General features: G+C 72.1%; 24 protein-coding genes. 11 read left to right on the forward strand and 13 right to left on the reverse strand.

The annotated features are described in order from the left end of the window. Positions 1-65 precede the first annotated feature (65 nt). On the reverse strand, positions 66-602 hold the full coding sequence (locus ACFWFR_RS04545; protein WP_377621481.1) for a DUF6328 family protein: 537 nt from the start codon (positions 600-602) through the stop codon (positions 66-68). An 11-nt stretch (positions 603-613) separates the two neighbouring features. Then, complete coding sequence (locus ACFWFR_RS04550; protein ID WP_377621482.1) at positions 614-883, reverse strand: Rho termination factor N-terminal domain-containing protein; 270 nt, start codon at positions 881-883, stop codon at positions 614-616. 276 nt (positions 884-1,159) lie between these two features. Between ACFWFR_RS04550 and ACFWFR_RS04555 the strand changes: the two genes are divergently transcribed. Further along, entirely contained in the window at positions 1,160-1,534 is a 375-nt protein-coding gene (locus ACFWFR_RS04555) for an STAS domain-containing protein (RefSeq protein ID WP_377621484.1), read from the forward strand. Between the two features lie 109 nt (positions 1,535-1,643). On the opposite strand, the gene ppgK is transcribed toward ACFWFR_RS04555, so the two are convergent. Together ppgK and map are read right to left on the reverse strand one after the other, a co-directional pair. Next, positions 1,644-2,423, reverse strand: a complete 780-nt coding sequence (gene ppgK, locus ACFWFR_RS04560) for a polyphosphate--glucose phosphotransferase (protein ID WP_191805541.1) — start codon at positions 2,421-2,423, stop codon at positions 1,644-1,646. Next, complete coding sequence (gene map / locus ACFWFR_RS04565; RefSeq protein ID WP_377621486.1) at positions 2,420-3,301, reverse strand: type I methionyl aminopeptidase; 882 nt, start codon at positions 3,299-3,301, stop codon at positions 2,420-2,422. The genes ppgK and map overlap by 4 nt, the downstream gene beginning before the upstream one ends. Before the next feature lie 76 nt (positions 3,302-3,377). Here map and ACFWFR_RS04570 point away from each other — a divergent pair, with 76 nt between their 5' ends. Beyond that, the gene (locus ACFWFR_RS04570; RefSeq protein ID WP_354506612.1) at positions 3,378-3,599 is read left to right on the forward strand and encodes an SPOR domain-containing protein; all 222 of its coding nucleotides are present in this window, start codon (positions 3,378-3,380) and stop codon (positions 3,597-3,599) included. Then, a complete protein-coding gene (locus tag ACFWFR_RS04575) occupies positions 3,596-4,510 on the forward strand; it encodes an N-acetylmuramoyl-L-alanine amidase (protein ID WP_377621487.1) in 915 nt (304 codons plus the stop codon). Before ACFWFR_RS04570 ends, ACFWFR_RS04575 begins: the two co-directional genes overlap by 4 nt. A gap of 91 nt (positions 4,511-4,601) precedes the next feature. On the opposite strand, the gene panB is transcribed toward ACFWFR_RS04575, so the two are convergent. Together panB and ACFWFR_RS04585 are read right to left on the reverse strand one after the other, a co-directional pair. Beyond that, entirely contained in the window at positions 4,602-5,444 is an 843-nt protein-coding gene (gene panB / locus ACFWFR_RS04580; protein ID WP_191805536.1) for a 3-methyl-2-oxobutanoate hydroxymethyltransferase, read from the reverse strand. A 95-nt stretch (positions 5,445-5,539) separates the two neighbouring features. Beyond that, positions 5,540-7,273, reverse strand: coding sequence for an NAD+ synthase (locus tag ACFWFR_RS04585; RefSeq protein WP_377621489.1), 1,734 nt, complete (start codon positions 7,271-7,273; stop codon positions 5,540-5,542). A 138-nt stretch (positions 7,274-7,411) separates the two neighbouring features. Between ACFWFR_RS04585 and ACFWFR_RS04590 the strand changes: the two genes are divergently transcribed. After that, on the forward strand, positions 7,412-8,749 hold the full coding sequence (locus ACFWFR_RS04590) for a glutamine synthetase family protein (RefSeq protein ID WP_191805534.1): 1,338 nt from the start codon (positions 7,412-7,414) through the stop codon (positions 8,747-8,749). Positions 8,750-8,789: 40 nt separating this feature from the next. Further along, complete coding sequence (locus ACFWFR_RS04595; protein ID WP_377621505.1) at positions 8,790-12,032, forward strand: bifunctional [glutamine synthetase] adenylyltransferase/[glutamine synthetase]-adenylyl-L-tyrosine phosphorylase; 3,243 nt, start codon at positions 8,790-8,792, stop codon at positions 12,030-12,032. A 78-nt stretch (positions 12,033-12,110) separates the two neighbouring features. On the opposite strand, the gene ACFWFR_RS04600 is transcribed toward ACFWFR_RS04595, so the two are convergent. From ACFWFR_RS04600 to ACFWFR_RS04620, 5 genes are read right to left on the reverse strand one after another with little or no spacing between them, the layout of a single operon-like run. Continuing rightward, on the reverse strand, positions 12,111-12,935 hold the full coding sequence (locus tag ACFWFR_RS04600; RefSeq protein WP_377621491.1) for a hypothetical protein: 825 nt from the start codon (positions 12,933-12,935) through the stop codon (positions 12,111-12,113). 4 nt (positions 12,936-12,939) lie between these two features. Next, the gene (locus ACFWFR_RS04605) at positions 12,940-13,713 is read right to left on the reverse strand and encodes a hypothetical protein (RefSeq protein WP_377621493.1); all 774 of its coding nucleotides are present in this window, start codon (positions 13,711-13,713) and stop codon (positions 12,940-12,942) included. A 24-nt stretch (positions 13,714-13,737) separates the two neighbouring features. After that, positions 13,738-14,121 carry an SHOCT domain-containing protein gene (locus ACFWFR_RS04610; protein ID WP_191805530.1) on the reverse strand — a complete coding sequence of 128 codons (384 nt, stop codon included), beginning with the start codon at positions 14,119-14,121 and terminating at the stop codon, positions 13,738-13,740. A 27-nt stretch (positions 14,122-14,148) separates the two neighbouring features. After that, entirely contained in the window at positions 14,149-14,451 is a 303-nt protein-coding gene (locus tag ACFWFR_RS04615) for an SHOCT domain-containing protein (RefSeq protein ID WP_377621495.1), read from the reverse strand. Positions 14,452-14,477: 26 nt separating this feature from the next. After that, positions 14,478-14,927, reverse strand: a complete 450-nt coding sequence (locus ACFWFR_RS04620; protein WP_191805528.1) for a DUF6325 family protein — start codon at positions 14,925-14,927, stop codon at positions 14,478-14,480. 237 nt (positions 14,928-15,164) lie between these two features. Here ACFWFR_RS04620 and ACFWFR_RS04625 point away from each other — a divergent pair, with 237 nt between their 5' ends. After that, positions 15,165-15,485, forward strand: a complete 321-nt coding sequence (locus ACFWFR_RS04625) for a carboxymuconolactone decarboxylase family protein (RefSeq protein WP_191805527.1) — start codon at positions 15,165-15,167, stop codon at positions 15,483-15,485. A 4-nt stretch (positions 15,486-15,489) separates the two neighbouring features. Here the strand turns inward: ACFWFR_RS04625 and ACFWFR_RS04630 are convergent, their stop codons facing one another. Further along, on the reverse strand, positions 15,490-17,739 hold the full coding sequence (locus tag ACFWFR_RS04630) for a LuxR C-terminal-related transcriptional regulator (protein ID WP_377621497.1): 2,250 nt from the start codon (positions 17,737-17,739) through the stop codon (positions 15,490-15,492). Positions 17,740-17,941: 202 nt separating this feature from the next. Here ACFWFR_RS04630 and ACFWFR_RS04635 point away from each other — a divergent pair, with 202 nt between their 5' ends. Continuing rightward, a complete protein-coding gene (locus ACFWFR_RS04635) occupies positions 17,942-20,308 on the forward strand; it encodes an arylsulfatase (RefSeq protein WP_377621499.1) in 2,367 nt (788 codons plus the stop codon). A gap of 165 nt (positions 20,309-20,473) precedes the next feature. On the opposite strand, the gene ACFWFR_RS04640 is transcribed toward ACFWFR_RS04635, so the two are convergent. Beyond that, positions 20,474-22,864 carry an ATP-binding cassette domain-containing protein gene (locus ACFWFR_RS04640; protein ID WP_377621501.1) on the reverse strand — a complete coding sequence of 797 codons (2,391 nt, stop codon included), beginning with the start codon at positions 22,862-22,864 and terminating at the stop codon, positions 20,474-20,476. Between the two features lie 312 nt (positions 22,865-23,176). Here ACFWFR_RS04640 and ACFWFR_RS04645 point away from each other — a divergent pair, with 312 nt between their 5' ends. The 4 genes from ACFWFR_RS04645 to ACFWFR_RS04660 all read left to right on the forward strand — a co-directional run bounded on the left by ACFWFR_RS04645 (position 23,177) and on the right by ACFWFR_RS04660 (position 26,331). Then, a complete protein-coding gene (locus ACFWFR_RS04645; protein ID WP_377617086.1) occupies positions 23,177-23,689 on the forward strand; it encodes a ribbon-helix-helix protein, CopG family in 513 nt (170 codons plus the stop codon). A 74-nt stretch (positions 23,690-23,763) separates the two neighbouring features. Beyond that, on the forward strand, positions 23,764-24,612 hold the full coding sequence (locus ACFWFR_RS04650) for a DUF4097 family beta strand repeat-containing protein (protein WP_191805522.1): 849 nt from the start codon (positions 23,764-23,766) through the stop codon (positions 24,610-24,612). An 82-nt stretch (positions 24,613-24,694) separates the two neighbouring features. After that, positions 24,695-25,495: an ABC transporter ATP-binding protein gene (locus tag ACFWFR_RS04655; protein WP_377621503.1), complete on the forward strand. Its 801-nt coding sequence runs from the start codon at positions 24,695-24,697 to the stop codon at positions 25,493-25,495. Next, positions 25,492-26,331 (forward strand): ABC transporter permease, encoded by an 840-nt coding sequence (locus ACFWFR_RS04660; protein WP_191805520.1) that lies wholly within the window; start codon positions 25,492-25,494, stop codon positions 26,329-26,331. The genes ACFWFR_RS04655 and ACFWFR_RS04660 overlap by 4 nt, the downstream gene beginning before the upstream one ends. The last annotated feature ends 4 nt before the right edge of the window (positions 26,332-26,335 follow it).

A 26,335-nucleotide genomic window follows, 5' to 3' on the forward strand; every position in this document is an offset into this window, starting at 1 on the left:
GGCGCGGGTGTTCGACCTCGCCGGTCCGCCGGCCGACGAGGTCTACGACCGCCGCGTCTGAGCCCTCACCGGTCTGCGGCCCCCGCTCGCCGCATCAGCGCGACCGGAAGCACCACCCAGAGCAGCGCGAACAGCACGAGCGCACCGCCTGCCGCGATCACCGCGGCCGTCGGCCCGACGACCACGTCGAAGATGAGCAGCACCGTCCCCGCCACGACGAGAGCGAGCACCACGAGCCCCACGCGCGCCAACCGGTCGGCCGACGTCACGAGCCGGGCCTTGAGGTGCTTGCGGAACAGCAGGCGGTGCAGCGACACGGGAGCCACGAGCAGGCCCGTCGCGAGCACCGAGAGCACCACGAGGCACAGGTAGATGGTGCGCTGGGTGTCGTCGAGCTCCCCGAAGCGCTGCTGGAACGGCAGCGTCAGCAGGAACCCGGTGAGGATCTGCACGCCCATCTGCGTCACGCGCAGCTCCTGCAGGAGCTCGGCCCAGTTGCGGTCCGCACGCTCCTCGACGGACTCGTGGCGAGAGTCGGTCGTGCCGGCACCGCCGCCCGCGCTCGCGGGCCCCCTGCCGCTCCCGTCGTCGCCGCTGTCCACGCCGGCCCCGCTCAGTGGTTCCGCAGCGCCGAGACGAGCTCGTTCTTGCGCATGGTCGAGCGGCCCTCGATCCCGATCTCCCGGGCTCGCTTGCGCAGCTCGGCCACGGTCCAGTCCTCGTAGGCGGGCGACGACCCGCCCTTCGTGCCGACCGCGCTGCGGGACGACGCGGCCGCCGCGTTCGCGATGCGTGCGGACTTCTCCTTCGAGCTCCCCTCGTCGCGCAGGGTCTCGTACAGCTCCTTGTCCTTGACGGACGGACCGGGGTCGCGCCGGGGCATGATGACCACCTCTCGAGGTCTGGACGACAGCAGGTCCTTCGACCGTACGACGCCGGTCGGGCACCTGCCCGCCGCGAGCCACCGGCCCAGAGCAGGTCAAGGGCCGCGAAGGAGACCACGGTGAGAATTCGCCCAAAGATGCACGCCAGCGGCATCCCAGGTAAAGCGATCCCCAGAATGCTGTCATGTCAGCGCCTCTTGGGGGTACCCTGGCTCTGTTGACGGGGCTCCAGACGTCGGGGTGCCGAGAACACGACGAGCGGGGGCTCTGGACTCATGACTCCGAGCAAGACGACGACCACCGGCGGTATCACTCTCCTCGAGCAGCCGGATTCGAGTGTCGTGGACATGTGGGGCGAGATCGACGTGGCGCTGCGCAGCGAGGCGAGCGCGGCACTGGCGAACGCACTGGACCGGGACGTGCCGGTCGTGATCGACACCTCGAAGGTGACGTTCATGGACTCCACGGGCATCGCGTTCCTCGTGCAGTTCTACACGATCGGCAGCGAGGAGGGCCTGCAGGTGAGCCTGCGCAACCCTCCGACGGTGGTGACGGACGTCCTGGAGATGCTGGGTGTGATCGACATCTTCCCGGGGCTGCCGACGCACCACGTCGAGCACGACGGGCCGCGGCACCAGACCGCGGTCTGACCCGCCACGAGGCGGGCCGGACCACGCGCGGTGGGCGGCGTCTGGCGACCACCTGACCTGACCCTGCGGGCCTAGGGCACAGCAGGACCAGGTCAGGGCGCGCAGGCGGTCAGGCCAGCCCGGCTCCTTCGGCTGCCAGTGCGGCAGCGCCCACGATGCCCGCGGCGTTGCGCAGCTCGGCCGGGATGATGGGCGCCTTGAGGTGCAGCAGCGGCAGGAAGTTCTCGTGGTGCTTGGAGATCCCGCCGCCGACCACGATCAGGTCGGGCGAGAACAGCATCTCGACGACCTCGAAGTAGCGCTGGAGCCGAGCGGCCCACTCCTCCCACGAGAGGTCCTCGCGCCCGCGTGCCGACTCCGCGGCCCGCGACTCGGCGTCGAACCCGTCGATCTCGAGGTGGCCCAGCTCGGTGTTGGGCACGAGGATCCCGTCGACGACCAGGGCGCTGCCGATGCCCGTGCCCAGCGTCGCGAGCAGGACCACGCCCTTGGTGTCCTTGGCCGCGCCGTAGCGGACCTCGCCGATGCCGGCGGCGTCGGCGTCGTTGACCGCGACGACGTGGCGCCCGGTCTCCTTCTTGAGGAGAGCGGGCAGGTCGACGCCCTTCCAGGACTTGTCGAGGTTCGCGATGAACCCGATCACGCCGTGGTGGATGGGGCCGGGGAAGGCCACGCCGATCGGGACGTCGTGCGGCAGGTCGTACTCGTCGACGAGCTCGGCGATGACCTTGGCGACGGCCTCGGGCGTGGAGGGCTGCGGCGTCGGGATGCGGTGGCGTTCCTGGGCGAACTCGCCCGTCGCGAGGTCGACGGGTGCGCCCTTGATGCCGCTGCCGCCGACGTCGATCCCGAAGGCCAGCCCGTGGTGGTGGTGTGAGTGCTTGCTCATGGCAGGGTCAGGATCTCCGCTCCGTCTTCGGTGACGACCAGGGTGTGCTCGAACTGGGCGGTCAGCGACCTGTCCGCGGTGACTACGGTCCACCCGTCGTCCCACGTGCGCCACTCGGGGCTGCCGAGCGTCAGCATGGGCTCGATCGTGAAGACCATGCCCGGCTCCATCACGGTGTCGTGGTCGGGGGCCGCGTCGTAGTGGGGGATCACGAGCCCCGAGTGGAAAGACTCGCCCACGCCGTGGCCCGTGTACTCGCGCACCACGCCGTAGCCGAACCGGTGCGCGTACTTCTCGATCACGCGGCCCAGGACGTTGACCTCGCGCCCGGGGCGCACGGCCTTGATGGCCCGGTCGAGCGACTCGCGCGTGCGCTGCACGAGCAGCGCGGCCTCCTCGCTGATCTCCCCGACCGCGAACGTGGCGTTGTTGTCGCCGTGGACCCCGCCGATGAACGCCGTGATGTCGACGTTGACGATGTCGCCCTCGACCATGACGGTCGAGTCGGGGATCCCGTGGCACACGACCTCGTTGAGCGACGTGCACAACGACTTGGGGAAGCCGCGGTAGCCGAGCGTCGAAGGGTAGGCGCCGTGGTCCAGGAGGAACTCGTGCCCGATCCGGTCGAGCTCGTCGGTGCTCACGCCGGGGGCGACGTGCATCCCGACCTCGGCGAGGGCCTGGGCAGCGATGCGGCTCGCGACCCGGATCCGGTCGAGGGTCTCGGGGTCCACGACGTCGTCGCCCGTGAAGGGCTGCGGGCCGGGCTGTCCCACGTACTCGGGCCGCGCGATCGAGCGTGGCACGACGCGCAGGGGAGAGACCGACCCCGGGACCAACGGTCCGCGTGGGGCGGTCAGGACGGAGGAATCGGGCATGCCGCCAGTCTACGGAGTGCCCGTGGCCCGGTGCGTACGGCCGACGCCGTGCGCGCGGGTGAGGCAGGATCGTCCTATGACGAAGGAACGATTCTCCGACGACGGCGACCCGGTCTCCGAGGACCAGTACTACTTCGACACGCGCACGGGGGAGGTCTCGAAGGGCCCGCAGTCGGCGTGGTCCTCACGCATGGGCCCGTACCCCACGCGTGAGGCCGCGGCCCAGGCGCTCGAGCTGGCCCGGGCCCGCTCCGAGGCCTGGGACGAGGAGGAACGGGAGCGCGAGCGCGACAAGTGACGGATCCGTCCGGTCCGGCGCGGCGGTGGACGGTCGCACTGGCCGTGCTCCTTGCGGGCCTCGCGGTGGGGTGGGTGTCGTGGCTCGCGTTCGGCAGCGGCGACGACGGGCGTCCGGCGCCCTCCCCGAGCCCGACGACGGAGCGCACCTCGGGTGCGTCCGACGCCGACGACGTGCCCGGCCTCGCAGGCGTCGCCGGCTCCGGCAGGTCGTCCCCACCGGACCCTGCGTCGCTCCCGCTGACCGGGCTGACGGTCGCGCTCGACCCTGGCCACAACGGCGCGAACGCCCAGCACCCGGACCAGGTCGGTGCACCCGTGCCGGACGGTCGCGGGGGCTCCAAGCCGTGCAACACGGTCGGCACGTCCACCGACGCGGGCTACCCGGAGCACGCGTTCACCTGGGACGTCGCGTCCCGAGCGGGCGCTGCGCTCGAGGCGCTCGGTGCACAGGTCGTGGTGACCCGGTCCGACGACCAGGGCGTCGGACCGTGCGTCGACGTCAGGGGGCGGTCCGCCCAGGACGCGGGCGCGGACGTGCTCGTCTCGGTCCACGCCAACGGCAGCGACGACAAGGCCGCGCGGGGGTTCTTCGTCATCGTGGCGGACCCGCCGCCGGCCGTCGAGATCGACGAGGGGCTGCGCGCCGAGAACGCGGCGTCGAGCGAGCGTCTCGCGACGGACATGGTCGGAGCCCTGGCGTCGGCGGGCTTCCCGCCCTCGGGCAGCGTCGCCGGCGCGGTCTCGCGGCGCGGCGACCTCGGGACCCTCAACCTCGCCGAGCGCCCCGCGGTGCTGCTCGAGCTGGGCGAGATGCGCAACCCCGACGAGGCTGCGCTGATGTCCTCCGAGGAGGGGCGCCAGCGCTACGCGGACGCGATCACCGCGGGCGTGGTCGCCTGGGCGGGGTAGCCGGCTCTCAGGCACAGCGACGCCCGACGACGCCACGCACCCCGGGTGCACCGCTGCACCCGGGGGAGCGACGCCGTCGGGCGGGGAGGGGCTACTTCTCGAAGCTGTGCGCCGCGTCCGGGAACGTGCCGCCCTTGACCTCTTCCGCGTAGTCCTGCGCGGCCCGGCCCAGGGCCGCGCCGATCTCCGCGAACCGCTTGGCGAAGCGCGGCGACCACTCCGTCATGCCGGCGAGGTCCGTCCAGACGAGGACCTGGCCGTCGCACTCGGGTCCTGCGCCGATGCCGATGGTCGGGATGCGCACGATCTCCGTGACGCGCGCCGCGACCTCGACCGGGACCATCTCGAGGACCACGGCGACCGCGCCCGCGTCGGTCACGGCGACGGCGTCCTCGCACAGGCGCTCGGCGGCGTCGTCCCCGCGTCCCTGCACGCGCGGCCCGCCCAGGATGTTCTCCGACTGGGGCGTGAAGCCCAGGTGCGCGACGACGGGGATGCCCGCGTCGGTCAGCGCACGGATCTGAGCCGCCGAGCGGCGCCCTCCCTCGAGCTTGACCGCGTGGGCCCCGGTCTCCTTCATGATCCGTACGCCGGTCCCGAGGGCCTGCTCGGCCCCGGCCTCGTACGAGCCGAACGGCAGGTCGACGATCACGAGCGCGCGCTGCGCGGCGCGCGCGACGCCACGTGCGGCGGGGATCATGTCGTCGACCGTGACGGGCAGCGTGGTCCGGTGCCCGTGCATGGTGTTCCCGATCGAGTCGCCGACGAGGAGCATGTCGATGCCGGCCTCGTCGAAGATGCGGGCCGTCACCGCGTCGTACGCGGTGAGCATCGTGAGCTTCTCGTGCCGTGCCTTGGCCTCCGCGAGGTGGTGGACGCGGAAGCGCTTGGCGGGCGTGGCCGGGGTCTGGCCGGGCTGGGTGTGTGCGGACATGCTCTCGTCTCTCCAGGTCGTACGGCCCGCCGGTGGTCGGTGGGCCGGTCGTTCGGGATAGGTGACTGGCGGCTGGGGCTCGTGTGGCGGCCGTGCTACTCGACGGGCTCGCGCCAGCGGGACGTGACGGGCAGGCGGCGGTCGCGGCCGAAGGCCAGCGACGTGACCTTGGGGCCGAGGGGGTACTGGCGGCGCTTCCACTCGGCGCGGTCCACGAGGGTCACGACCTTGTCCACGACCTCGGGGTCGAACCCGCGCGCGAGCAGCTCGGCGCGTCCCTCCGCGTGCTCGATGTACGCGTCGAGGACCTCGTCGAGCAGGTCGTAGGGCGGCAGGGAGTCCTGGTCGGTCTGGCCGGGCCGCAGCTCGGCCGACGGCGGCTTGGTGATCGAGGACTCGGGGATCGGGGGGATCTCGCCCGCGTCGAGCGCGGCGTCGTTGCGCCAGCGGGCGAGCGCCCACACGCGCGACTTGTCGACGTCCTTGAGCGGTGCGTAGCCGCCGATGCTGCCCGCGTCGTAGATGGTCGCGTACCCGACCGCGAGCTCGGACTTGTTGCCCGGCGCGATGACGAGGTGGCCCTCGCGGTTCGAGATCGCCATGAGGACCACGCCGCGCACGCGCGCCTGGAGGTTCTCCTCGGCGACGCCCTCGAGCGCGAGCTCGCCCTGGAACGCCTCGACCATGGGCGCGATGGGCTGCACCCGGTAGTCGGCGCCGAGGCGCTTGGCGAGGTCGGCGGCGTCGTCCTTGCTGTGCTCGGACGAGTACGAGGAGGGCATCGAGACGCCCACGACGTTCTGCCCGCCGATCGCGTCGGCCGCGAGGGTCGCGGAGAGCGCCGAGTCGATCCCGCCGGACAGGCCCAGGACGATCGACCGGAAGCCGTTCTTGCGGACGTACCCGGCCAGGCCCGTGACGCAGGCCCGGTACACCTCCTCGTCGGGGTGCAGCGGGGGAGCGATGCGGCCCGTGGGGTAGACGGTCGCCGGCGCGGTGCCCGTCAGGTCGGCGGAGGACGTCCGCGCGGGCAGGTCCCAGACCAGCAGGTCCTCGACGAACTGCGGCGAGGACGTGAGGACCGAGCCGTCGGGTCCCACGACGAACGACCCGCCGTCGAACACCAGGTCGTCCTGCCCGCCGACCATGTTGACGTACGCGACCGGTGCGTCGACCTCGGCCGCGCGGCGCGCCGCCAGGTCGGTGCGGACGTGCCCCTTGCCCTCCTCGTAGGGAGAGCCGTTGAGGACCAGCAGCAGGTCGATCCCGTGCCCGGCCTCGTCCAGCCCGCCCAGCGTGGTGATCGGTCCGCCGTCCTGCCAGATGTCCTCGCAGATGACGATGCCGACCGCGCGGCCCTCGATCTCGACGACGAGCGGCTCGGTGCCGGGCGCGAAGATGCGGAACTCGTCGAACACGCCGTAGTTCGGCAGGTGGTGCTTGTCGTAGGCGGCGAGGACCTCGCCGTGCTGGATGACGACCGCGCGGTTGGTCGGCAGGTCGGCGGGGGCCCCGGAGGCCTCGCGCTCGGCCGAGTCCGGCGCCCCGGCTGTCCCCACGGTGCCCAGGACGACCGTGACGTGGCCCAGGCCCTCGCGCTCGAGCTGCGCGGCGACGTCGGCCGCTGCGGCCCACGCGGCGCGACGGAAGGACGCCCGCAGCGCCAGGTCCTCGATCGGGTAGCCCGTGAGCGTCATCTCGGGGAACGCGACGAGCTGGGCGCCCTCGCCCGCCGCGCGCCGGGTCCACTCGAGGATCTTCGCCGTGTTCTGGTCGATCGCTCCGACGCACGTGTCGATCTGTGCGAGGGCGATCCGCAGGTCTGCCATGCTCGCCAGCCTATGCGAACCCGCCGGTCAGGTGCCCATCGGTACCGTTGCGCGCGTGGTCGTGGCACGCTGGCGACACGTCGCACCGTCCGGACGCGCCGTAACCCGCTCGACACACTCATCAGGCAGGATGTAGCCATGGACAGGCAGCAGGAGTTCGTGCTCCGCACGGTCGAGGAGCGCGACATCCGCTTCATCCGTCTCTGGTTCACCGACGTGCTGGGGATGCTCAAGTCGGTCGCGATCGCGCCCGCGGAGCTCGAGTCGGCCTTCTCGGAGGGCATCGGCTTCGACGGCAGCTCGATCGAGGGCCTCACGCGCGTGTACGAGGCGGACATGATCGCGCGCCCCGACCCGACGACGTTCCAGGTGCTGCCGTGGCGCGGCGACCGTCACGGGACGGCCAGGATGTTCTGCGACATCCTCACCCCCGACGGCGAGCCCTCCCTCGCGGACTCGCGCAACGTGCTCAAGCGCGCGCTGGCCAAGGCGAGCGACAAGGGCTTCACGTTCTACACGCACCCCGAGGTCGAGTTCTACCTCTTCAACCACCCGGCGGACGCCTCGTCGCCGCTCGTCCCGGTCGACCAGGGCGGGTACTTCGACCACCTGGCCCGCGGATCGACGCACGACTTCCGTCGCGCGGCGATCACGATGCTCGAGTCGATGGGCATCTCGGTGGAGTTCTCCCACCACGAGGCCGGTCCCGGCCAGAACGAGATCGACCTGCGCTACGCCGACGCCCTGACCACGGCCGACAACCTCATGACGTTCCGCACGGTCGTCAAGGAGGTCGCGCTCGAGCAGGGGGTCTTCGCGTCGTTCATGCCCAAGCCCATGGCCGACCAGCCGGGCTCGGGCATGCACACGCACCTGTCGCTGTTCGAGGGCGACCGCAACGCGTTCCACGAGCCCGGTGCGCAGTTCGAGCTGTCCAAGACTGCCCGCTCGTTCATCGCGGGCCTGCTGGTCCACGCCGCGGAGATCACCGCGATCACCAACCAGTACGTGAACTCCTACAAGCGCCTGTGGGGCGGGGCCGAGGCCCCGAGCTACGTCTGCTGGGGCCACAACAACCGCTCGGCTCTCGTGCGCGTGCCCATGTACAAGCCGGGCAAGGGCAACTCGAGCCGCATCGAGTACCGCGCCCTGGACTCCGCGACCAACCCGTACCTCGCGTACGCGGTCATCCTCGCGGCGGGCCTCAAGGGCATCGAGGAGGGCTACGAGCTCCCCGAGGAGACCGAGGACGACGTGTGGGAGCTCACCGACTCCGAGCGTCGTGCGCTCGGGATCAAGCCGCTGCCGCAGTCGCTCGACGCCGCGATCCAGATCATGGAGACGTCCGAGCTCGTCGCCGAGACCCTGGGCGAGCACGTGTTCGACTTCGTGCTGCGCAACAAGCGCCAGGAGTGGGACGCGTACCGCTCGCAGGTCACGCCGTTCGAGCTGAAGCGGTTCCTGCAGGTCCTGTGAGCCCGTTCTTGCCTCGGCACGTCGGGTCCTGGTGGTCGCGTTGATCCCGGGGCCCGACGGCGGCGCTCACCTCAGCAGCCTCGGCGCGCCCGGAGGGTCGCGGCGGACCACCCCGACCTCCCGGCTGCGCAGGCTCGGGTTCGCCGACGTCACCCGTTCGGTGTCGCTGCTCGACGACAAGGACCTCGTGGGGGTCCTCGGACCGTTGCCCGAGGAGCTGCTCGCCGCCGTCGGGGCGACGGCCGACCCGGACCTCGCTCTGCTCCAGCTCGCGCGACTGTCGAGCGCGGTGGCCGGGGACGAGGCGTCGTGCGCCGTGTTCAGGGACGTGCTCTCGGGGGTGGCGGCGGTCGCTGACGCAGCGGACGCCGACGAGCTGCCGGCCGACACTGCCGACACTGCCGGCAAGGCTGCGGGTGCGGGCGCCGCGGCGACCGACTCACGCCCAGGCTCGGACGACACCGCGGAAGACGCGGCGTCGCACGGCCCCGCCCCGACCGGTCGTGACCGGCTCCTGGCCGTGCTCGGCGCCTCGGTCGCGCTCGGCGACGACCTGGTCTCCCACCCCGAGCTGCTGCACGTCGTGGCCGACCCCGCCCCCGGGACCGGGGTTCCCGCGCAGACCGTGCGCGCCGAGCTGCTGCGTGCCGTGGACGCGGACCCCGACGCAGGGCAGCCCGTCGCGGCGCTCCCTGCGGCCGTGGCCACCGACGCGATGCGCCGGGCCTACCGGGCGCGCATCCTGCGGATCGCCGCGACCGACCTCACGGCGCCGGACCCTCTGGCCGCGATGCCGGCCGTGGCCGCGGCGCTCGCGGACCTGGCTGCCGCCGCGCTCGAGGCCGCGCTCGCGGTCGCCCGCTCCGAGCTCGACGACCAGGGCGTGGGCGTCCGGCTCGCTGTGATGGGCATGGGCAAGTGCGGGGGACGCGAGCTCAACTACGTGTCGGACGTCGACGTGATCTACGTCGCCGAGCCTGCCGAGGGATACGACGAGGCCTACGCCACGAGCGTGGGCGCACGTCTCGCGACGGGGCTCGCGCGCGTCTGCTCGGGCACGTCCTCGGAGCCACCGTTGTGGCCCGTCGACGCCGCGCTGCGCCCCGAGGGCAAGAACGGCCCGCTCGTGCGGAGCCTCGCGAGCCACCTCGCGTACTACGAGCGCTGGGCCAAGACGTGGGAGTTCCAGGCGCTGCTCAAGGCACGGCTGGTCGCGGGGGACGCCGAGCTCGCGGCGGCCTACCACGCCGCGATCAACCCGTTCGTGTGGACGGCCGTGGCGCGCGAGAACTTCGTCGAGGACTCCCAGGCCATGCGTCGGCGGGTCGAGGACCACGTACCGGCCGCCGAGGCGGACCGCCAGCTCAAGCTCGGCAAGGGGGGACTGCGGGACGTCGAGTTCACGGTCCAGCTCCTGCAGCTCGTGCACGGCCGGGCAGACGAGTCGATCCGCAGCCCCAGCACGCTCACGGCGCTCGCCGCACTGGCCGCGGGCGGCTACGTCGGTCGCGAGCACGCCGCGCGCCTGGCCGCCTGCTACCGGTTCCTGCGCTCGCTCGAGCACCGCATCCAGCTCTTCCGCCTGCGCCGAACCCACCTCATCCCGACCGGAGAGGACGACCTGCGCCGTCTGGCCCGGTCGGTGGGCATGCGCTCCGAGGGCGCCGAGGGGCTCATGGAACGGTGGCGCGCGACGCGCCGCGAGGTGCGCGCTCTCCACGAGGAGCTGTTCTACCGGCCCCTGCTCCCGGCCACTGCCCAGCTGTCGACCGAGGAGGCGAGCCTCGCGCCGGAGGCCGCCAAGGCCCGCTTCCAGGCGATCGGCTACCGCGACCCCGCGGGCGCGATGCGTCACGTCGTCGCGCTGACCGAGGGCGTGAGCCGGCGTGCCGCGATCCAGCGCCAGCTCCTGCCCGTGATGCTCGGCTGGTTCGCCGAGGGCGCGGACCCGGACGCGGGTCTCCTGAACTTCCGCACGCTGTCCGAGGAGCTGGGGTCGACCCACTGGTACCTCAAGCTGCTGCGCGACTCGGGCTCGGCCGCGCACCGGCTCGCGACGCTCCTGTCGAGCTCGCGCTACATGGCCGACGCGCTGTCGCGCTCGCCCGAGTCCGTGGCCTGGCTCGCGGACGACGCCGAGCTGGCCCCGCGCGGAGCGGCTCGGCTCGCGGTCGAGGCCGACGCGATCCTCACGCGAGCAGACGTCGCGGGGCCTGCGGCCAAGGCGCTGCGGGCGGTGCGGCGTCGCGAGCTCGCCCGGACGGGGGCCGCGGAGATCCTCGGCGTCGTGGACGCGGTCGACGCGGCGCGCGCGATCTCCGACGCCGCGGACCTGGTGCTCGTGGGCGGGCTGCGGGTCGCGCAGTTCGTGGCGCGCCAGGAGCTCGGGATCGCGGGCCCGGCCGACGACCCGGCGCGGCTGCAGGTCGTCGCCATGGGGCGCCTCGGTGGCCGGGAGATGGGGTACGGCTCGGACGCCGACGTACTCTTCGTCCACGAGCCCGTCGACGGCGCGGCGGACCGCGACGCCCAGGCGTTCGCGCTCCTGGTCGCGACGCGCCTGCGCTCGCTGCTCGGGGACATGGGCCCCGAGCCGGGCCTGCCGGTCGACGCCGACCTGCGGCCCGAGGGACGCAACGGCCCGCTCGTGCGCTCGTTCGAGTCGTACGCCGAGTACTACGACCGGTGGTCGTCCGCGTGGGAGAGCCAGGCCCTGCTGCGCGCGCGGCCCGTCGCAGGAGACCCGGGTCTCGGCGAGCGCTTCGTCGCCCTCGTCGACCCGATGCGCTACCCGGCGGGCGGGGTCGAGCCCGCGACCGAGCGCGAGGTCCGGCGCATCAAGGCGCGCGTCGAGGCCGAGCGGCTGCCCCGCGGCGTCGATCCTTCACGCCACCTCAAGCTGGGACGTGGCGGGGTCTCCGACGTCGAGTGGACCGTCCAGCTCCTCCAGCTCCAGCACGCGCACGAGGTGGCCGGCCTGCGGACGACGTCCACGATCGACGCGCTCGAGGCGGCCTCGCACGCGGGCATCGTCACGCCCGACGACGCAGCGACCCTGGGCGAGGCCTGGCACCTCGCGTCGCGGTTGCGCAGCGCGCTCGTGCTCTGGTCCGGGCGCACCGGGGGACCCACGGCCGACGTCCTGCCGCACGAGGTCCGTGCGCTCGCCGGACTGGCCCGGGTGATCGGTGAGGAGTCGGGGGCCGAGCTCGAGGAGCGGTACCTGCGCACGGCCCGGCGCGCCCGCGCCGTCATGGAGCGCGTGTTCTACGGCGAGGACTGAGCTCTCTCTCGCTCGCCGGGGCCCGCGGTCCGGGCCCGAGCACGGGGCACCGTGCGGCGCCGCGCGTCCCGGGGTGGTTCACTTCGCGCGGCCGTCCTCGTCGCACGGTGGTGTCACGGAGAGGCCCGCCGCACCGAGCTGGGTGTCGATGAGGACCAACGTGCGCTGCATCGCGACCGGTTGCAGCTTGCCGACCTGGTGCCCGTGCGGATGGTCGAAGAAGACGAGCAGGCAGAGCATGAGCGAGATGACGAGCGTGACGCTGCCCATGAGGACCGACTGCGTGACGGCGCCCTCGGCCGAGTCGGCGAAGAAGAGCATGAAGACGAAGATGGTCGCCGAGATGACGAACAGCACGAGCCAGAGCGGCAGGGGGATCAGTCCCTCGGCGCCGTGGACCCGTGCTTGGCGCGCCTGCTCGCGGTCGGCCGTCTGGTCCATCCACCGGTCGTAGGCCGACTGCTCGGTGTCGGACACCGGTTCCACGCCCTTGATCGTGCGGAACATCTCGACCCCCCACGGGTTGACGGCCTCGCCGAGCCGGCCGTCGGCCAGGGCCTCCCACTCGGTCGTCGAGACCGAGCGGGCGTAGCAGACGAGCTGGCCGGACAACGTGGACGCCACGTCCTGCGGCAGGAACTGCGCGGTCTGGAGCTGCTGGGCGACGATCTGCGCCTCGTCCTCGGCCCCGCTCCGCGCCTCGTCGTAGGACTCGAAGGCGAGGAAGATGATGAAGCCCAGCAGCACCGAGAAGCCCGTCGCGAGGACACCGAACACGCCCGACGCGCGGTCCCCGTCGTGGAAGCGGCTGCCCTCGGGCGCCCGGGCGCGCACGAGGAGCATGGCCGTGACCGTGACCGCGGTCGCCCCGATCGTGACGAGTGCTGCGAGCACGATGTTCATGGGGCTACACCTGGACCGGGTAGGAGATCAGGACGCCGAGGGTCGCGAGCAGGACGACCCCGCCGATCCCGACCAGCGTGAGGCGCAGACGCGGCGAGGAGAGCTTGGCGCCGATCCCCCCGAAGAACAGCACCGACGCGCACAGCACCGTGGCGAGCACGTAGTCGTCCTTGACGGCGTTGGCACGGTGAGCCAGGGTGACGGCCGCGTCGGCCTTCTCCTCGAGCCGCTGCGACTCCTGGGTCGCGGCCAGGACGTACTCGTCCATCGCGAACGGGCTGGGCGGGGCGTCGGGGTTCTCCGAGGGGTCCTGGGCGACCCAGGCGTCCACGGCGGGCCGGAACTCCTCGCGGAACCGCGCGTAGAGGAAGCCCGAGTAGGTCGCCGGGTCGGGGACGTAGCCCGGCGACGGCCCGACGCGTCCCTGCTCCGCGTCGAGCGCGCTCAACCAGTCGGTGAACAGCTGGACGTCGATGATGGTCTGCTGCCCGGCGAGCGTCGAGGCACGGTTGCTCTCGGTCCGTGCAGCTCCCGCCGCGCTGTACGACGTGGCCATCTCACCGCCCCACCGTGCGCTCTGGAACGCCGACCAGGCCGTCATGACGGTGGCGACCCCGAGCAGGATCGCGGCCACCAGCTCGAGGTGCCGGTGGACCGCAGCAACGGTGCCGCCCGGAGCGGTCGGGCTGCCGGGGGCTCCCGGTACGGGCCCGGCCGGGGGACTCGCGGCCCCGGGCGCGGCCGGACCACGGGCCCCGGGGCTCCCGTGGTCGGCCACGTCGGTCCCGCGTTCCCTGGGACCTCAGGCGAGCGCCTTGGCCTTGAGCGTGGCGAACTCGTCCTCGGTGATCGCCCCCGAGTCGAGCAGGGTCTTGGCCTGGCTGATCTGGGACGCGGCCGAGGCGTCCGCACCGGCGACGTCGCGGATGTACGCGTCGGTCTGGGCCTTGGCCTGGGAGACGTCCTGCATCTGCCGTTCGGCCATGCCACGGCCCCTCGCGATCACGTAGACCAGCGCGGTGAGGAACGGGACCAGCACGAGCGCGATGATCCACAACGCCTTCCACCAGCCGCTGAGCTCGTGGTCGCGGAAGAGGTCTGCCAGGATCCGGAACAGGATCATGAGGTACATGAAGAAGAAGAACCACCAGATCATCAACCAGAACCAGTCCATGAAGCTGTCCATCTGACGTCCTCCTCGTACGGGTGCCGGTCAACCGGCAAGGATCTGAGACTTCTGGGCCTCGAACTCTGCGGGGCTCAGGACGCCCTGGTCGCGCAGCGCGGCGAGCTGGGTGAGCCGGGCGATCCGGGCGTCCATGTCGACCGGTGCCGGTGCGGGTGCGGGGGCCGGCGGCGCGGGTGCGTACGTCGGTTGGGGTGCTTGCTGCTGCGGTGGCGGGGCCTCCTGGGCGGCCCAGCGTCCCGCCTGACGCCGCGAGACACGGTTGGAGACGGCGGTCGCCGTCCCGGCCACGACGGCGGTGCGTGCGACTCCTCGGATGAGTCCTGGCATGGTGAGCCTCCTCGGTCGGTCCGGGATCAGTCGGTGGTCTCGTCGGCCTCGAGCGCGGCGAGCACGGCCTGCACGGGGATGCGGCCTCCCGCGACGAGCTGTGCGCCGCCTCGGCGCAGGGCCGTCGCGAAGGGGGCGGCCCAGACGTTCTCGTAGACGAGCACCGCTGCCGTCCTGCCCGGCTCGACGGCCTGCGCCGCCTCGACCAGGTCCTCGTGCCCCAGGAGGCCGGACACGGCCCCCGCGAAGATCTCGAGCCCGGTCGTGCCGTCGGCGAGCTCGTCGAGCTCGAGCCCCGTCACGGTCCCGTCGTCCTCCTTGCGGAGCACGAGCAGGTCGAGCACCCTGACGATCCCTCGGTCGACCAGGTCGACCAGCAGGGGGAACGCCTCGCCCGTCATGGCCTCCGACGGGAACTCGACGATCAGGTAGTCGATGGGTCCCGACTCCTGCAGGTCGGTCGGCTCCTGTGTCATGGGTCGGTCGTCCTTTCCTCCGGGGGGCGGGCGCCGGCCCACAGCCGCGCGCTTCGCCCTGTCTGGGACCAGAGTGCGCCGACGGTGGGCGCGCGTCGTCATGCAGACCGCATGAAGTTCGGGTCGTGTGGCGCACCCGGTGCCGGCGCGAATCATGTGATCGTGGTGATGCGCGCCCGTCGGCCCGCGTGCGGCAATGGGTGGACAGGACCCGGTGACCGGACCGAAGGGGACGACGTGGACTACACCGACCGACTACGGCGCTTCGCCGCCAACGACGCACGGCTCGAGGAGGACCTGGAGGTCGAAGAGGTGGTCCTCGATCCCAAGACTCTCGCCCTCGTCCGCCTGGCGGCGCTCGTCGCGGTCGGAGGGGCCGAGCCGACCTGGGGCAGCGAGGTCGACGACGCCGTCAACGCCGGGGCGACCACGGCCGAGATCGTCGACGTCCTGTCGGCGACCATCCCGATCGTCGGCCTGCCGAGCGTCGTCGCCGCAGCGCCCAAGCTCGCCCTCGCCCTCGGCTTCGACCCGTTCGACGCCCGGGAGCCCGGGTGAGCGCTCAGGCGCCCAGCAGCCCTCGGTCGATCGCGGTGCGCACGGCGTCGCTCCGGCTCGAGACCCCGAGCTTGCGGTAGATGGACCCGATCTCCGAGCTGGCCGTGTTCCGGGACACGAAGAGCCGCTCCCCGATCTCGCGGATCGTCAGGTGGGTCTGCAGGTAGGGCAGGAGGCGCAGCTCGGCGGGGGTCAGGGGGGTGCCCGACGTCGGCAGGGCCGTCGCGCGCGAGGCTGCGTCGAACGCACGGCGCAGCTCGACCACCTCGTCCGCGAGTGCGCCGAGCGCCGGGCGACGCAGCAGCACGTCGTCGATCTCCCGCAGGAGGTGGTTGACGGTCGAGGCGTCAGCGGTGGCCCAGCTCGTCCGGGCGAGCTGGAGCCGGGTGCGGACCGCGAGCGTCGGGAACGCGTACGTGCTGAAGGTCCGTGCACGCATCGCCCGGGTGAGCAGCGCGCGCGTTCCCGCGAGGTCGCCCGCATGGTGGCGGTACCGCGCGGCCAGCGCGAACCCGAGGGCGCTCGTCGGGTAGTCGTGCATCCGGCGTGCGTCGATCACGTCGAGGAGCCGGAGGACCCGGTCGCCTGCGCGCGCCCAGCGGTCGTGATCCATGTCGAGCTGCGCGAGCTGGGCCTCGGCGAGCACGAGCGTGCTCGCGTGGTCGAGCTCCTCGGCCGCCGCAGCGGCCCGCTCGAGCTGGTCGGTCGCTGCGTCCTCGTCCCTGACGAGACGCAGGGCGTCGCCGCTCAGGGCGAGCGCCGTGTCCCGCCACGGGCTCCACGCGGGCTCGCAGTCCAGGGCGGTGCCGACGTCGTCGAGCATCTGCTGGGGTCCGTCGGGGCAGCGCAGCGCCCGGAACATGGCGCGCGCCGACGCGAACGAGGCGGTCCCGTCGACCGGTTCGCCGTCGAACGAGGCTGCGTCGACCACGGCTCCCCACCGCTCGGCCGTGGCCGCGTGCCCCTCGTGCACCGCGACCAGGCCCGCGAGCACCGCGAGCGGCGGGTACTTCGTGATGGCCTCGTCGCCGAGCGCTGCCAGCCAGCGGTCGATCGTGGTGACCCGGCCTGCCTGGACCTGGGGCATCACGACGCGCGCGACGAGCCGGGAGGTCCGCTCGACGTCGGGGGTCGCGAGCAGCATCTCGATCGCGCGTTCGGGCGAGCCGTTCTCCTCGTACCAGTCGGCGGCCCGCGTCCGCAGGGCGTCGGCGAGCTCGGGCTCGGTCGCGAGGAGCTCGTCGAGGAGGAACTCGCGGAACAGCGCGTGGTAGCGGAACCACTGCCGGTGCCGGTCGACCGGGACGAGGAAGAGGTGCGAGGCCTCGATCGCCCGCAGGATCCGGGTCGAGGAGCGGACCCCGAGCAGCGCGTCGCACAACGGTGCGCCGAGCTCGTCGAGCACCGCGGTGCGCCGCAGGAACAGCCGGGTCTCGGCGGACAGCCGACGGAACGACTCACGCTGGAGGTAGTCCGCGACGTAACGGTCCGTGCCGGTCACGGTCTCGGGGCCCGAGCCGTCGTCCGCGGCCACGAGCGAGGCGAGGTACACGCCGACGGGCCAGCCCTCGGTCCGCTCGGTCACGCTCGTCGCGACGTCCCGCGTGAGCGTGACCTGCGAGGCGGCGAAGACCTGCTCGGTACCCGAGACGTCGAGCGCGAGGTCCTCCGCGACGATCTCGACCGACTCGCCCACCGCGCGCAGGCGCGCGAGGTGGGGTTGCTCGTCCCTGCTCGCCGCGACCAGCTGGGATCCCTCGGGGATGCCCTCGAGCACCACGCCCAGCACGTCGTGGCAGGCCGTCGACCGCACCTCGTGGAGGTCGTCGAGCGCGAGGACGAACGGCTCGGGGCTCGAGCGCAGGGCCGACGCCAGCCGGGGCGCTGCCCGCCCGAGGAGCGACGTGTCAGGCCCGACCATGTCCGCCACGAGGTCGGGGCGCCCCTCGCCCAGGCGCGCGAAGGCCGAGGCGAGCACGACGAGCAGCCTCGCCGGGTCGTCGTCGAGCCGGTCGAGCGTGACCCACGCGACGGGACGGGGGTCACGCTCGGCCCACTCGACCAGCAGGGTCGACTTCCCGTAGCCGGGCGGCGCCGTGACCCCCACGACGCGCCGACCGCTCGCGCGGGTCGCGTCGATCAGGTGGGCCCGGCTCACGACCGGGGCGTGCCGCTTCGGCACGGCGAACTTGGCCTCGAGGAGCAGTCCGTCGAGGCCCTGGACCGCTCGTGCCGTCGCCGGCTCGTCGCTCACCCTCACACCATAGGGCGCAGGTGCGCGCCGCGCCGGTCGTCGGAGGTACTTCCAGCGGGCGCCGAGCCACCCTGCGCCGAGGAGCGACCGGTGGCGGAGGCGCCGACGATCACGCGGACTGGGTGATGTGCCCTCGAGCAGCCGTTCCTACCGTGGGAGGAACCTGCGTCCTCGTCCTCGTCCTCGACCGAGCGGAGCCCTCATGCGTCCCGACCAGCACGCCCGCACCATGCTGCCCGTCCCGGACCGGCCGCGACCTGGGCTCACGACGTACGACGCCAAGGACCCCGACACGTCGTACCCGCCGATCGAGCCGCTGCTCCCGCCCGAGGGAGCCCCGAACGTCCTCATCGTCCTGCTCGACGACGTGGGCTTCGGCGCGTCGAGCGCGTTCGGTGGCCCGTGCAGCACCCCGACGGCGGAGCGGCTCGCCGCCGGCGGGCTGACGTACAACCGCTTCCACACCACGGCGTTGTGCGCCCCCACGCGGGCCGCCATGCTCAGCGGGCGCAACCACCACTCGGTGGGCATGGGGAGCATCACCGAGACCGCGACGTCCGCGCCCGGCAACAGCTCGATCAAGCCCAACACCAAGGCTCCGCTCGCGATGACCCTCAAGCTCAACGGGTACTCGACCGCGCAGTTCGGCAAGTGCCACGAGGTGCCGGTGTGGCAGTCCTCGCCCATGGGGCCGTTCGACGCGTGGCCCTCGGCGGGCGGCGGGTTCGAGACGTTCTACGGCTTCATCGGCGGGGAGAACAACCAGTGGGACCCGGCGCTCTACGACGGCACGACGCCGGTCGAGCCGCCCGCGACGCCAGAGGAGGGCTATCACCTGACCGAGGACCTGGCCGATCGTGCCATCAGCTGGATCCGCACCCAGAAGGCCCTCATGCCGGACAGGCCCTTCTTCGCGTACTTCGCGCCGGGGGCCACGCACGCGCCGCACCACGTCCCGAAGGAGTGGGCCGACCGGTACGCCGGGGTCTTCGACGACGGCTGGGACGCGCTGCGCGAGCGGACGTTCGCGCGCCAGAAGGAGCTCGGGGTCGTGCCCGGCGACGCGGAGCTGACTCCCCGGCACGAGGAGATCCCCTCCTGGGCGGACATGCCGGCCGACCTCAAGCCGGTCCTCGCGCGTCAGATGGAGGTGTACGCGGGCTTCCTCGAGCACACCGACCACCACGTGGGGCGGGTCATCGACGCGATCAGCGACCTCGGGGTCCTGGGCGACACGCTGGTCTACTACATCATCGGGGACAACGGCGCCTCGGCCGAGGGCACGGTCAACGGGGCGTTCAACGAGATGGCGAACTTCAACGGCATGGCCGGGATCGAGACCCCCGAGTTCCTGCTCTCCAAGCTGGACGAGCTCGGATCCCCGTCCTCGTACAACCACTATGCGGTGGGCTGGGCCCACGCGATGGACACGCCGTTCCAGTGGACCAAGCAGGTGGCCTCGCACTGGGGCGGCACGCGCAACGGCACGATCGTGCACTGGCCGAACGGGATCGCGGAGAAGGGCGGGCTGCGCTCGCAGTTCGCGCACTGCATCGACGTGGCTCCGACGATCCTCGAGGCCGCGGGGCTGCCCGAGCCGACCATGGTCAACGGCGTCCTCCAGTCGCCCATGGAGGGCACGAGCATGCTCTACTCGTTCGCCGGTGCCGACGTCCCCGAGCGGCACGACCTGCAGTACTTCGAGATGTTCGGCAACCGAGGCGTCTACTACAAGGGGTGGAGCGCGGTCACCAAGCACCGCACCCCGTGGATCCTCGTGGGCGGCACGACGGTCGCGTTCGACGACGACGTCTGGGAGCTCTACGACGGCAGCGCCGACTACAGCCAGGCGCGCGACCTCGCCGCCGAGCACCCCGAGAAGCTGCACGAGCTCCAGCGGCTCTGGCTCATCGAGGCGGTCAAGCACGACGTGCTGCCGCTCGACGACCGCGGGGGAGAGCGGCTGAGCTCCGACCTCGCGGGGCGCCCCACGCTGGTCCACGGCACGAGCCAGCTCCTGTTCCCCGGGATGGGGCGCCTCTCCGAGAACAGCGTGATCAACGTCAAGAACAAGTCGTTCTCGGTCACCGCGGAGATCGAGGTCCCCGAGGGCGGCGCGCACGGGGTGATCGTCGCGCAGGGTGGGCGTTTCGGGGGCTGGTCCGTCTACGCCAAGGAGGGCACGGTGAAGTTCGTCTACAACGTGCTCGGGATCCAGGAGTTCGCGACCGAGGCCGACGTCCCGGTCCCCGCGGGCACGCACCAGGTCCGCATGGAACTCGCCTACGACGGTGGCGGCCTCGGGAAGGGCGGCGACGTGACGCTCTTCCACGACGGGGCACCTGTCGGGACCGGCCGGGTCGGTGCGACGCAGCCCATGATCTTCTCGGCGGACGAGACGACCGACGTCGGGTACGAGTCCGGCACCCCCGTCAGCCCCGACTACACGCCGCGGACGAGCCGCTTCACGGGCAAGATCCACTGGGTCCAGATCGACCTGGGGAGCGACGACCACGACCACTTCATCGACCCCGAGGAGCGGTTGCGGATCGCGATGGCCCGGCAGTGAGGGGAGTGCCGGGGGAGCGGTGGGGCCGGGCGGCCCCAGCTGGTGGCGTGTCCGAGGGGGCCCCGCGTCGCGTGCGCCGCCCCCTGCCCGACGGCGCCGCTCACCTCCTCGGTGAGTCGCGCCGTCGGGCACGGGCGTCCCGGACGGGACCGCCGCGCTGCCCTGTCAGGGGGCGACGTACGCCGCGAGGTGCTGACCGGTCAGGGTCGAGCGGTCGGCCACCAGGTCGGCGGGCGTGCCCTCGAAGACGATCCGGCCGCCGTCGTGACCCGCTCCCGGGCCGAGGTCGATGATCCAGTCGGCGTGCGCCATGACCGCCTGGTGGTGCTCGATCACGACGACCGACCGGCCCGACTCGACGAGCCGGTCGAGCAGGCCGAGGAGCTGCTCGACGTCGGCCAGGTGCAGGCCCGTCGTGGGCTCGTCGAGCACGTAGACGTCGCCCTTGGCCCCCATCTGCGTCGCGAGCTTGATCCGCTGGCGCTCACCGCCCGAGAGCGTCGTGAGGGGCTGGCCGAGGCTCAGGTAGCCCAGCCCGACGTCGACGAGCCGCGTGAGGATCGAGTGGGCGGCCGGGATGCGTGACTCGCCCGTGGCGAAGAACTCCTCGGCCTCGGTGACGGACATCGCGAGGACCTCGGCGATGTTCTTCCCGCCCAGCGTGTACTCGAGCACCGAGGCCTGGAACCGCTTGCCGCCGCACTCCTCGCAGGGGGTCTCGACCGTGGCCATGACACCGAGGTCGGTGTAGATGACGCCTGCACCGTTGCACACGGGGCACGCCCCCTCGGAGTTGGCGCTGAAGAGGGCGGGCTTGACCCCGTTGGCCTTGGCGAACGCCTTGCGGATCGGCTCGAGCAGGCCCGTGTAGGTCGCCGGGTTGCTCCGTCGCGAGCCGCGGATCGCGCTCTGGTCGATCACGACGACCCCCTCACGGCCCGCGACCGAGCCGTGGATCAGCGAGCTCTTGCCCGACCCGGCGACGCCCGTCACGACGCACAGGACCCCGAGCGGGACGTCGACGTCCACCCCCTGCAGGTTGTGCTCGGTCGCGCCCCGGACCTCGAGCGCGCCCCGGTGCGCACGCACGCTCGACTTCACCTTCGCGCGGTCGTCGAGGTGGCGGCCCGTCGTGGTGTCGCTCGCGCGCAGCCCGTCGACCGTGCCCTCGAAGCAGATGGTGCCCCCGTGCCGCCCGGCCCCCGGGCCGATGTCGACGACGTGGTCCGCGATCGTGATCGCCTCGGGCTTGTGCTCCACGACGAGGACCGTGTTGCCCTTGTCCCGCAGCTGGAGCAGCAGCGTGTTCATGCGCTGGATGTCGTGCGGGTGCAGCCCGATGGTCGGCTCGTCGAACACGTACGTGACGTCGGTGAGCGAGGACCCCAGGTGGCGGATCATCTTGGTGCGCTGCGCCTCGCCACCCGACAGGGTCCCCGAGGGTCGGTCGAGCGAGAGGTACCCCAGGCCGATCTCGGCGAACGAGTCGAGCAGGTGCTGGAGCCCCTTGAGGAGGGGCGTCATCGAGGGCTCGTCGAGACCGCGGACCCACTCGGCGAGGTCGCTGATCTGCATCGCGCAGACGTCCGCGATGCTCTTGCCGCGGATCTTCGACGAGCGGGCCTCGGGGCTCAGCCGCGTCCCGTCGCACTCGGGGCAGGTCTGGAACGTCACGGCCTTCTCGACGAACGCCCGGATGTGCGGCTGCATCGCGTCGACGTCCTTGGACAGGAAGGACTTCTGGATCTTGGGGATCAGGCCCTCGTACGTGAGGTTGATGCCCTCGACCTTGATCTTGGTCGGCTCCTTGTAGAGGAGGTCGTGCAGCTCGCGCTTGGTGAACCTGCTGATCGGCTTGTCGGCGTCGAAGAACCCGCTGCCCCGGTAGATGCGCCCGTACCAGCCGTCCATCGAGTAGCCCGGGATCGTCAGCGCGCCCTCGCTGAGCGACTTGCTGTCGTCGTACAGGGCCGTGAGGTCGAAGTCGGTCACGCTGCCCTTGCCCTCGCAGCGCGGGCACATGCCGCCGAGCTGGTGGAACGAGGCCTTCTCCGCCTGCGTCTTGCCGCCGCGCTCGATCGTGATGGCGCCGCTGCCCGAGACCGACGGGACGTTGAACGAGTAGGCCTGCGGCGAGCCGATGTGCGGCTGCCCGAGCCGGCTGAAGAGGATGCGCAGCATCGCGTTGGCGTCGGTCACGGTGCCCACCGTGGAACGAGGGTTGGCCCCCATGCGCTCCTGGTCGACGATGATCGCGGTCGTCAGGCCGTCCAGCAGGTCGACGTCGGGGCGCGCGAGCGAGGGCATGAAGCCCTGGAGGAACGCGCTGTAGGTCTCGTTGATCATGCGCTGGGACTCTGCCGCGATGGTGCTGAAGACGAGCGAGCTCTTGCCCGAGCCGGAGACCCCGGTGAAGACCGTGAGCCGACGCTTGGGGATCTCGACGCTGATGTCCTTGAGGTTGTTCTCCCGGGCGCCCTGCACGCGGATCATGTCGTGGGTGTCGGCGACGTGCGGTGCGGGCACGGCGGTGCCCGTGCTCGTGGCGGTGCTCATCTGTCTCCTCCTGGTGGGCAGGTCGCGATCCCTGCCGGTGGCGCCGGACGTGGTCCGTCCATCGTCGGACGGCCGGACCCGCTCCGCACGCAGGATCGACGTGACGCGCGGACAGGTCTGCGGGACACGTTAGCCGGGGGCACCGACGTGGGGCTTCTCGATTCCTGCTCGGTGGGCGGGGCAAGCAGGGCAGGAGGCGTCAGCGCCCTGACCTGCGGAAACGTCGGCGTGATGTCTCGATGACACCATGTTGTCAAAAGAGTGACGCCACATCTATTGCATTGACACCATGCGTGGTGTCATAGTGGCGTCATGGAACTTACGAGATATGTCGACGAGCTGCAGCACCAGCTCGCCACCGCGGCCGCCGCAGGCGGGGACGACGCGCGTGAGCTCGCCGGTCGTCTGACGGCCCCGCTCGACGCCGCCGTCCGTCTCGTCCTGCTCGAGGCGCTCTCGACCGCGGCCGACGAGATCACGGCCGAGCTCGCCCCGGGTGCGGTCGACGTGCGACTGCGCGGTCGTGACCCCGAGTTCGTCGTGACCCCGGCCCCGAGCTCGCGCTTCGAGGAAGCGACCACCCCGCCTGCGGAACCCGCCCGCGCAGCGGTCCTCGACCCCGACGACGTGAGCACGTCCCGCACGACCCTCCGCCTCCCTGACCAGCTCAAGGCACAGGTCGAGGAAGCGGCGGCTCGTGAGGGCATGTCCGTCAACACGTGGCTCGTGCGTGCGGTCGCCGCGGCGCTCGCACCCGCTGCCACGTCCCGCCCGCCCGTCCGGGCCACGAGCACCTCCGGTCGTGTGACCGGCTGGGTGCGCTGACACCACCCGACACACCACATCCCGGCGCCCCGCCACCGCGGGGCGGACACGAACAGCCCTCTGGAGGATCCGTCATGCCCACTTTTGCTGCCCCCACCCCCGTCCCGGTCGTCATCGACGTCCCGTTCGGCAACCTGTACGTGGTCGCCGGCGAGCGCGACGACGTCGTCGTGACCGTGCTGCCGGCCGACCCGACCAAGTCCGGTTCGGTGCGAGCCGCCGAGGAGACGCGCGTCGAGCGTGACGGCGACACGATCAGGATCGTCTACCCCAGCTCGTGGAAGCAGTACGTCCTGCCGTTCGCGTCGGGCGGCGCCAAGGTCACCATCGAGCTCCCTGCCGGGTCGAACCTGCGCGGCAAGGCGGGCTCGCTGTACGCGGAGGGCAGGCTCGGCGTGGTCGACCTGAACCTCAACGGCGGCAACGCCCGGCTCGACGACGTCGAACGCCTCGACATCAAGGTCTCGGCGGGCTCGCTCACCGTCGGCAGGGTCTCCGGCGCCGTCGACGCCGTGGTCTCGGCGGGAGGACTGCGCGCCCGCGCGCTCGACGGCGACGCGGTCGTCAAGGTCCCGAACGGCACGACCGAGATCGGGCAGACCACCGGGAGCCTGCAGGTGAACGGCGCCCACGGGGAGATCGCGATCGACCGCTCGCTCGGCGACACCGTCGCGAGGTGCGCGCACGGGAACATCCGTGTCGAGCAGGCCGCGAGCGGTCGCGTCCAGCTCGAGAGCTCGTACGGCTCGATCGAGGTCGGGGTCCCTGAGGGGACCGCCGCATGGCTCGACGCGACGTCGCAGCACGGTGCCGTCCGCAACCTCCTGCAGGACGCGGCCGGGCCCGACGAGAGCGACCTGACCGTCGAGGTCCGTGCCGGCACGAGCTACGGCGACGTCGTCGTCCGCCGGCCGCACGCCTGAACGTCTCCCCGCCCTTCTGCACCCCGTGCCCCACCTGATCGTCGCTCCACCCGCACGTCCACCACCATCGAAGGAGAAGCCCATGACCACCACAGCCCGCGGGCCCGCGATCGAGGTCGCCGGCCTGCGCAAGTCCTACACGTCGAAGTCCGGCAAGCAGCTCGTGCTCGACGGGGTCGACCTCGTGGTCCCCGCCGGGACCGTGACCGCGCTCCTCGGCCCGAACGGGTCCGGCAAGACCACCACGGTCGGCGTCCTGTCGACCCTCCTGGCGGCGGATGCCGGCACCGTGCGGGTCGCCGGTCACGACGTGGCTCGCGAGCCCGACGCGGTGCGCGCCTCGATCGGCGTGACCGGTCAGATCACCGCGGTCGACGAGCTCCTCACCGGCACCGAGAACCTGCGTCTCATGGCCGACCTGAACCACCTGGGCCGGCCGGCCGGCCGCCGCCGGACGGCCGACCTGCTCGAGCAGTTCGGACTCGCCGAGGCCGCGGGGAAGCCCGTGGCCACCTACTCGGGCGGCATGAAGCGCAAGCTCGACCTCGCGATGACGCTCGTCGGGACGCCGTCGGTCGTGTTCCTCGACGAACCGACCACGGGCCTCGACCCGCGCAGCCGCATCACCCTGTGGGACGAGGTGCGGGCCCTCGTCGCAGGCGGCACCACGATCCTGCTGACCACGCAGTACCTCGAGGAGGCCGACCGGCTCGCCGACTCGGTCGCCGTCCTGCACGACGGGCGCGTCGTCGCCGAGGGCACGCCCGCCGAGCTCAAGGCCGTGCACGACGCCGGCTCGCTCGACGAGGTGTTCCTCGCGCTGACCGAACCGACCACCGACGAAGAGACCGGAACGACACAGGACAAGGAGAACGTCCGATGACCGCCATCGCCACCACCGCACCCACCACCGTCGCGCGCCCCCGACCGCTCGCCGACGTCCTGACGATGCTGCGCCGCAGCCTGCTGCGCGCGGTGCGCTACCCGGGACTGACGATGTTCATCGTCGCCGGCCCCCTGGTCATGCTCCTGCTGTTCGTGTACGTGTTCGGCGGGGCGTTCGGCGCGGGCGTCGCCCCCGGGGTCACGCCCGGTGCCGACGGACGCGCCGCCTACCTGGACTACATCACGCCCACGCTCCTCGTCATCACCGTGGTCGGGGGAGCGACGTCGGTCGCCGTGAGCGCCGCCATGGATGCCGCGAGCGGCATCATGGCCCGGTTCAAGACCATGGCGATCTCGCCCGGGTCGGTGCTGTCCGGCCACGTGCTCGGGTTCGTCGTCCAGGCCCTGATCGCGCTCGTCCTCGTGCTGGGCGCCGCGGTCGCGATGGGCTACCGCCCCGAGGCCGACGCGCTCGACTGGCTCGCACTGCTGGGCCTGTTCGTCCTGCTCGGGATCGCCCTCAACTGGCTGTGCGTCGCCATGGGGCTCAACGCGCGCAGCGTCGAGACCGCGAGCAACACCCCCATGATCCTGCTGCTCCTGCCGTTCCTCGGCAGCGGGTTCGTGCCCGTCGAGACCATGCCGACCGCCGTGCGCTGGTTCGCCGAGCACCAGCCGTTCACGCCCATCATCGACACCGTGCGCGGCCTGCTCGCGGGCGGTGCGGGCCTCGAGGGCTCGACCGCGGTGCAGGCCGTGGCGTGGTGCGTCGTGATCGGCGTCGCCGGCTACGTGTGGGCCCGCTCGCTGTTCCGTCGGGAGCGCCGCCTCTGAGCGG

Source organism: Oerskovia sp. NPDC060287 (assembly GCF_042726775.1).
Lineage (GTDB): Bacteria > Actinomycetota > Actinomycetes > Actinomycetales > Cellulomonadaceae > Oerskovia > Oerskovia merdavium.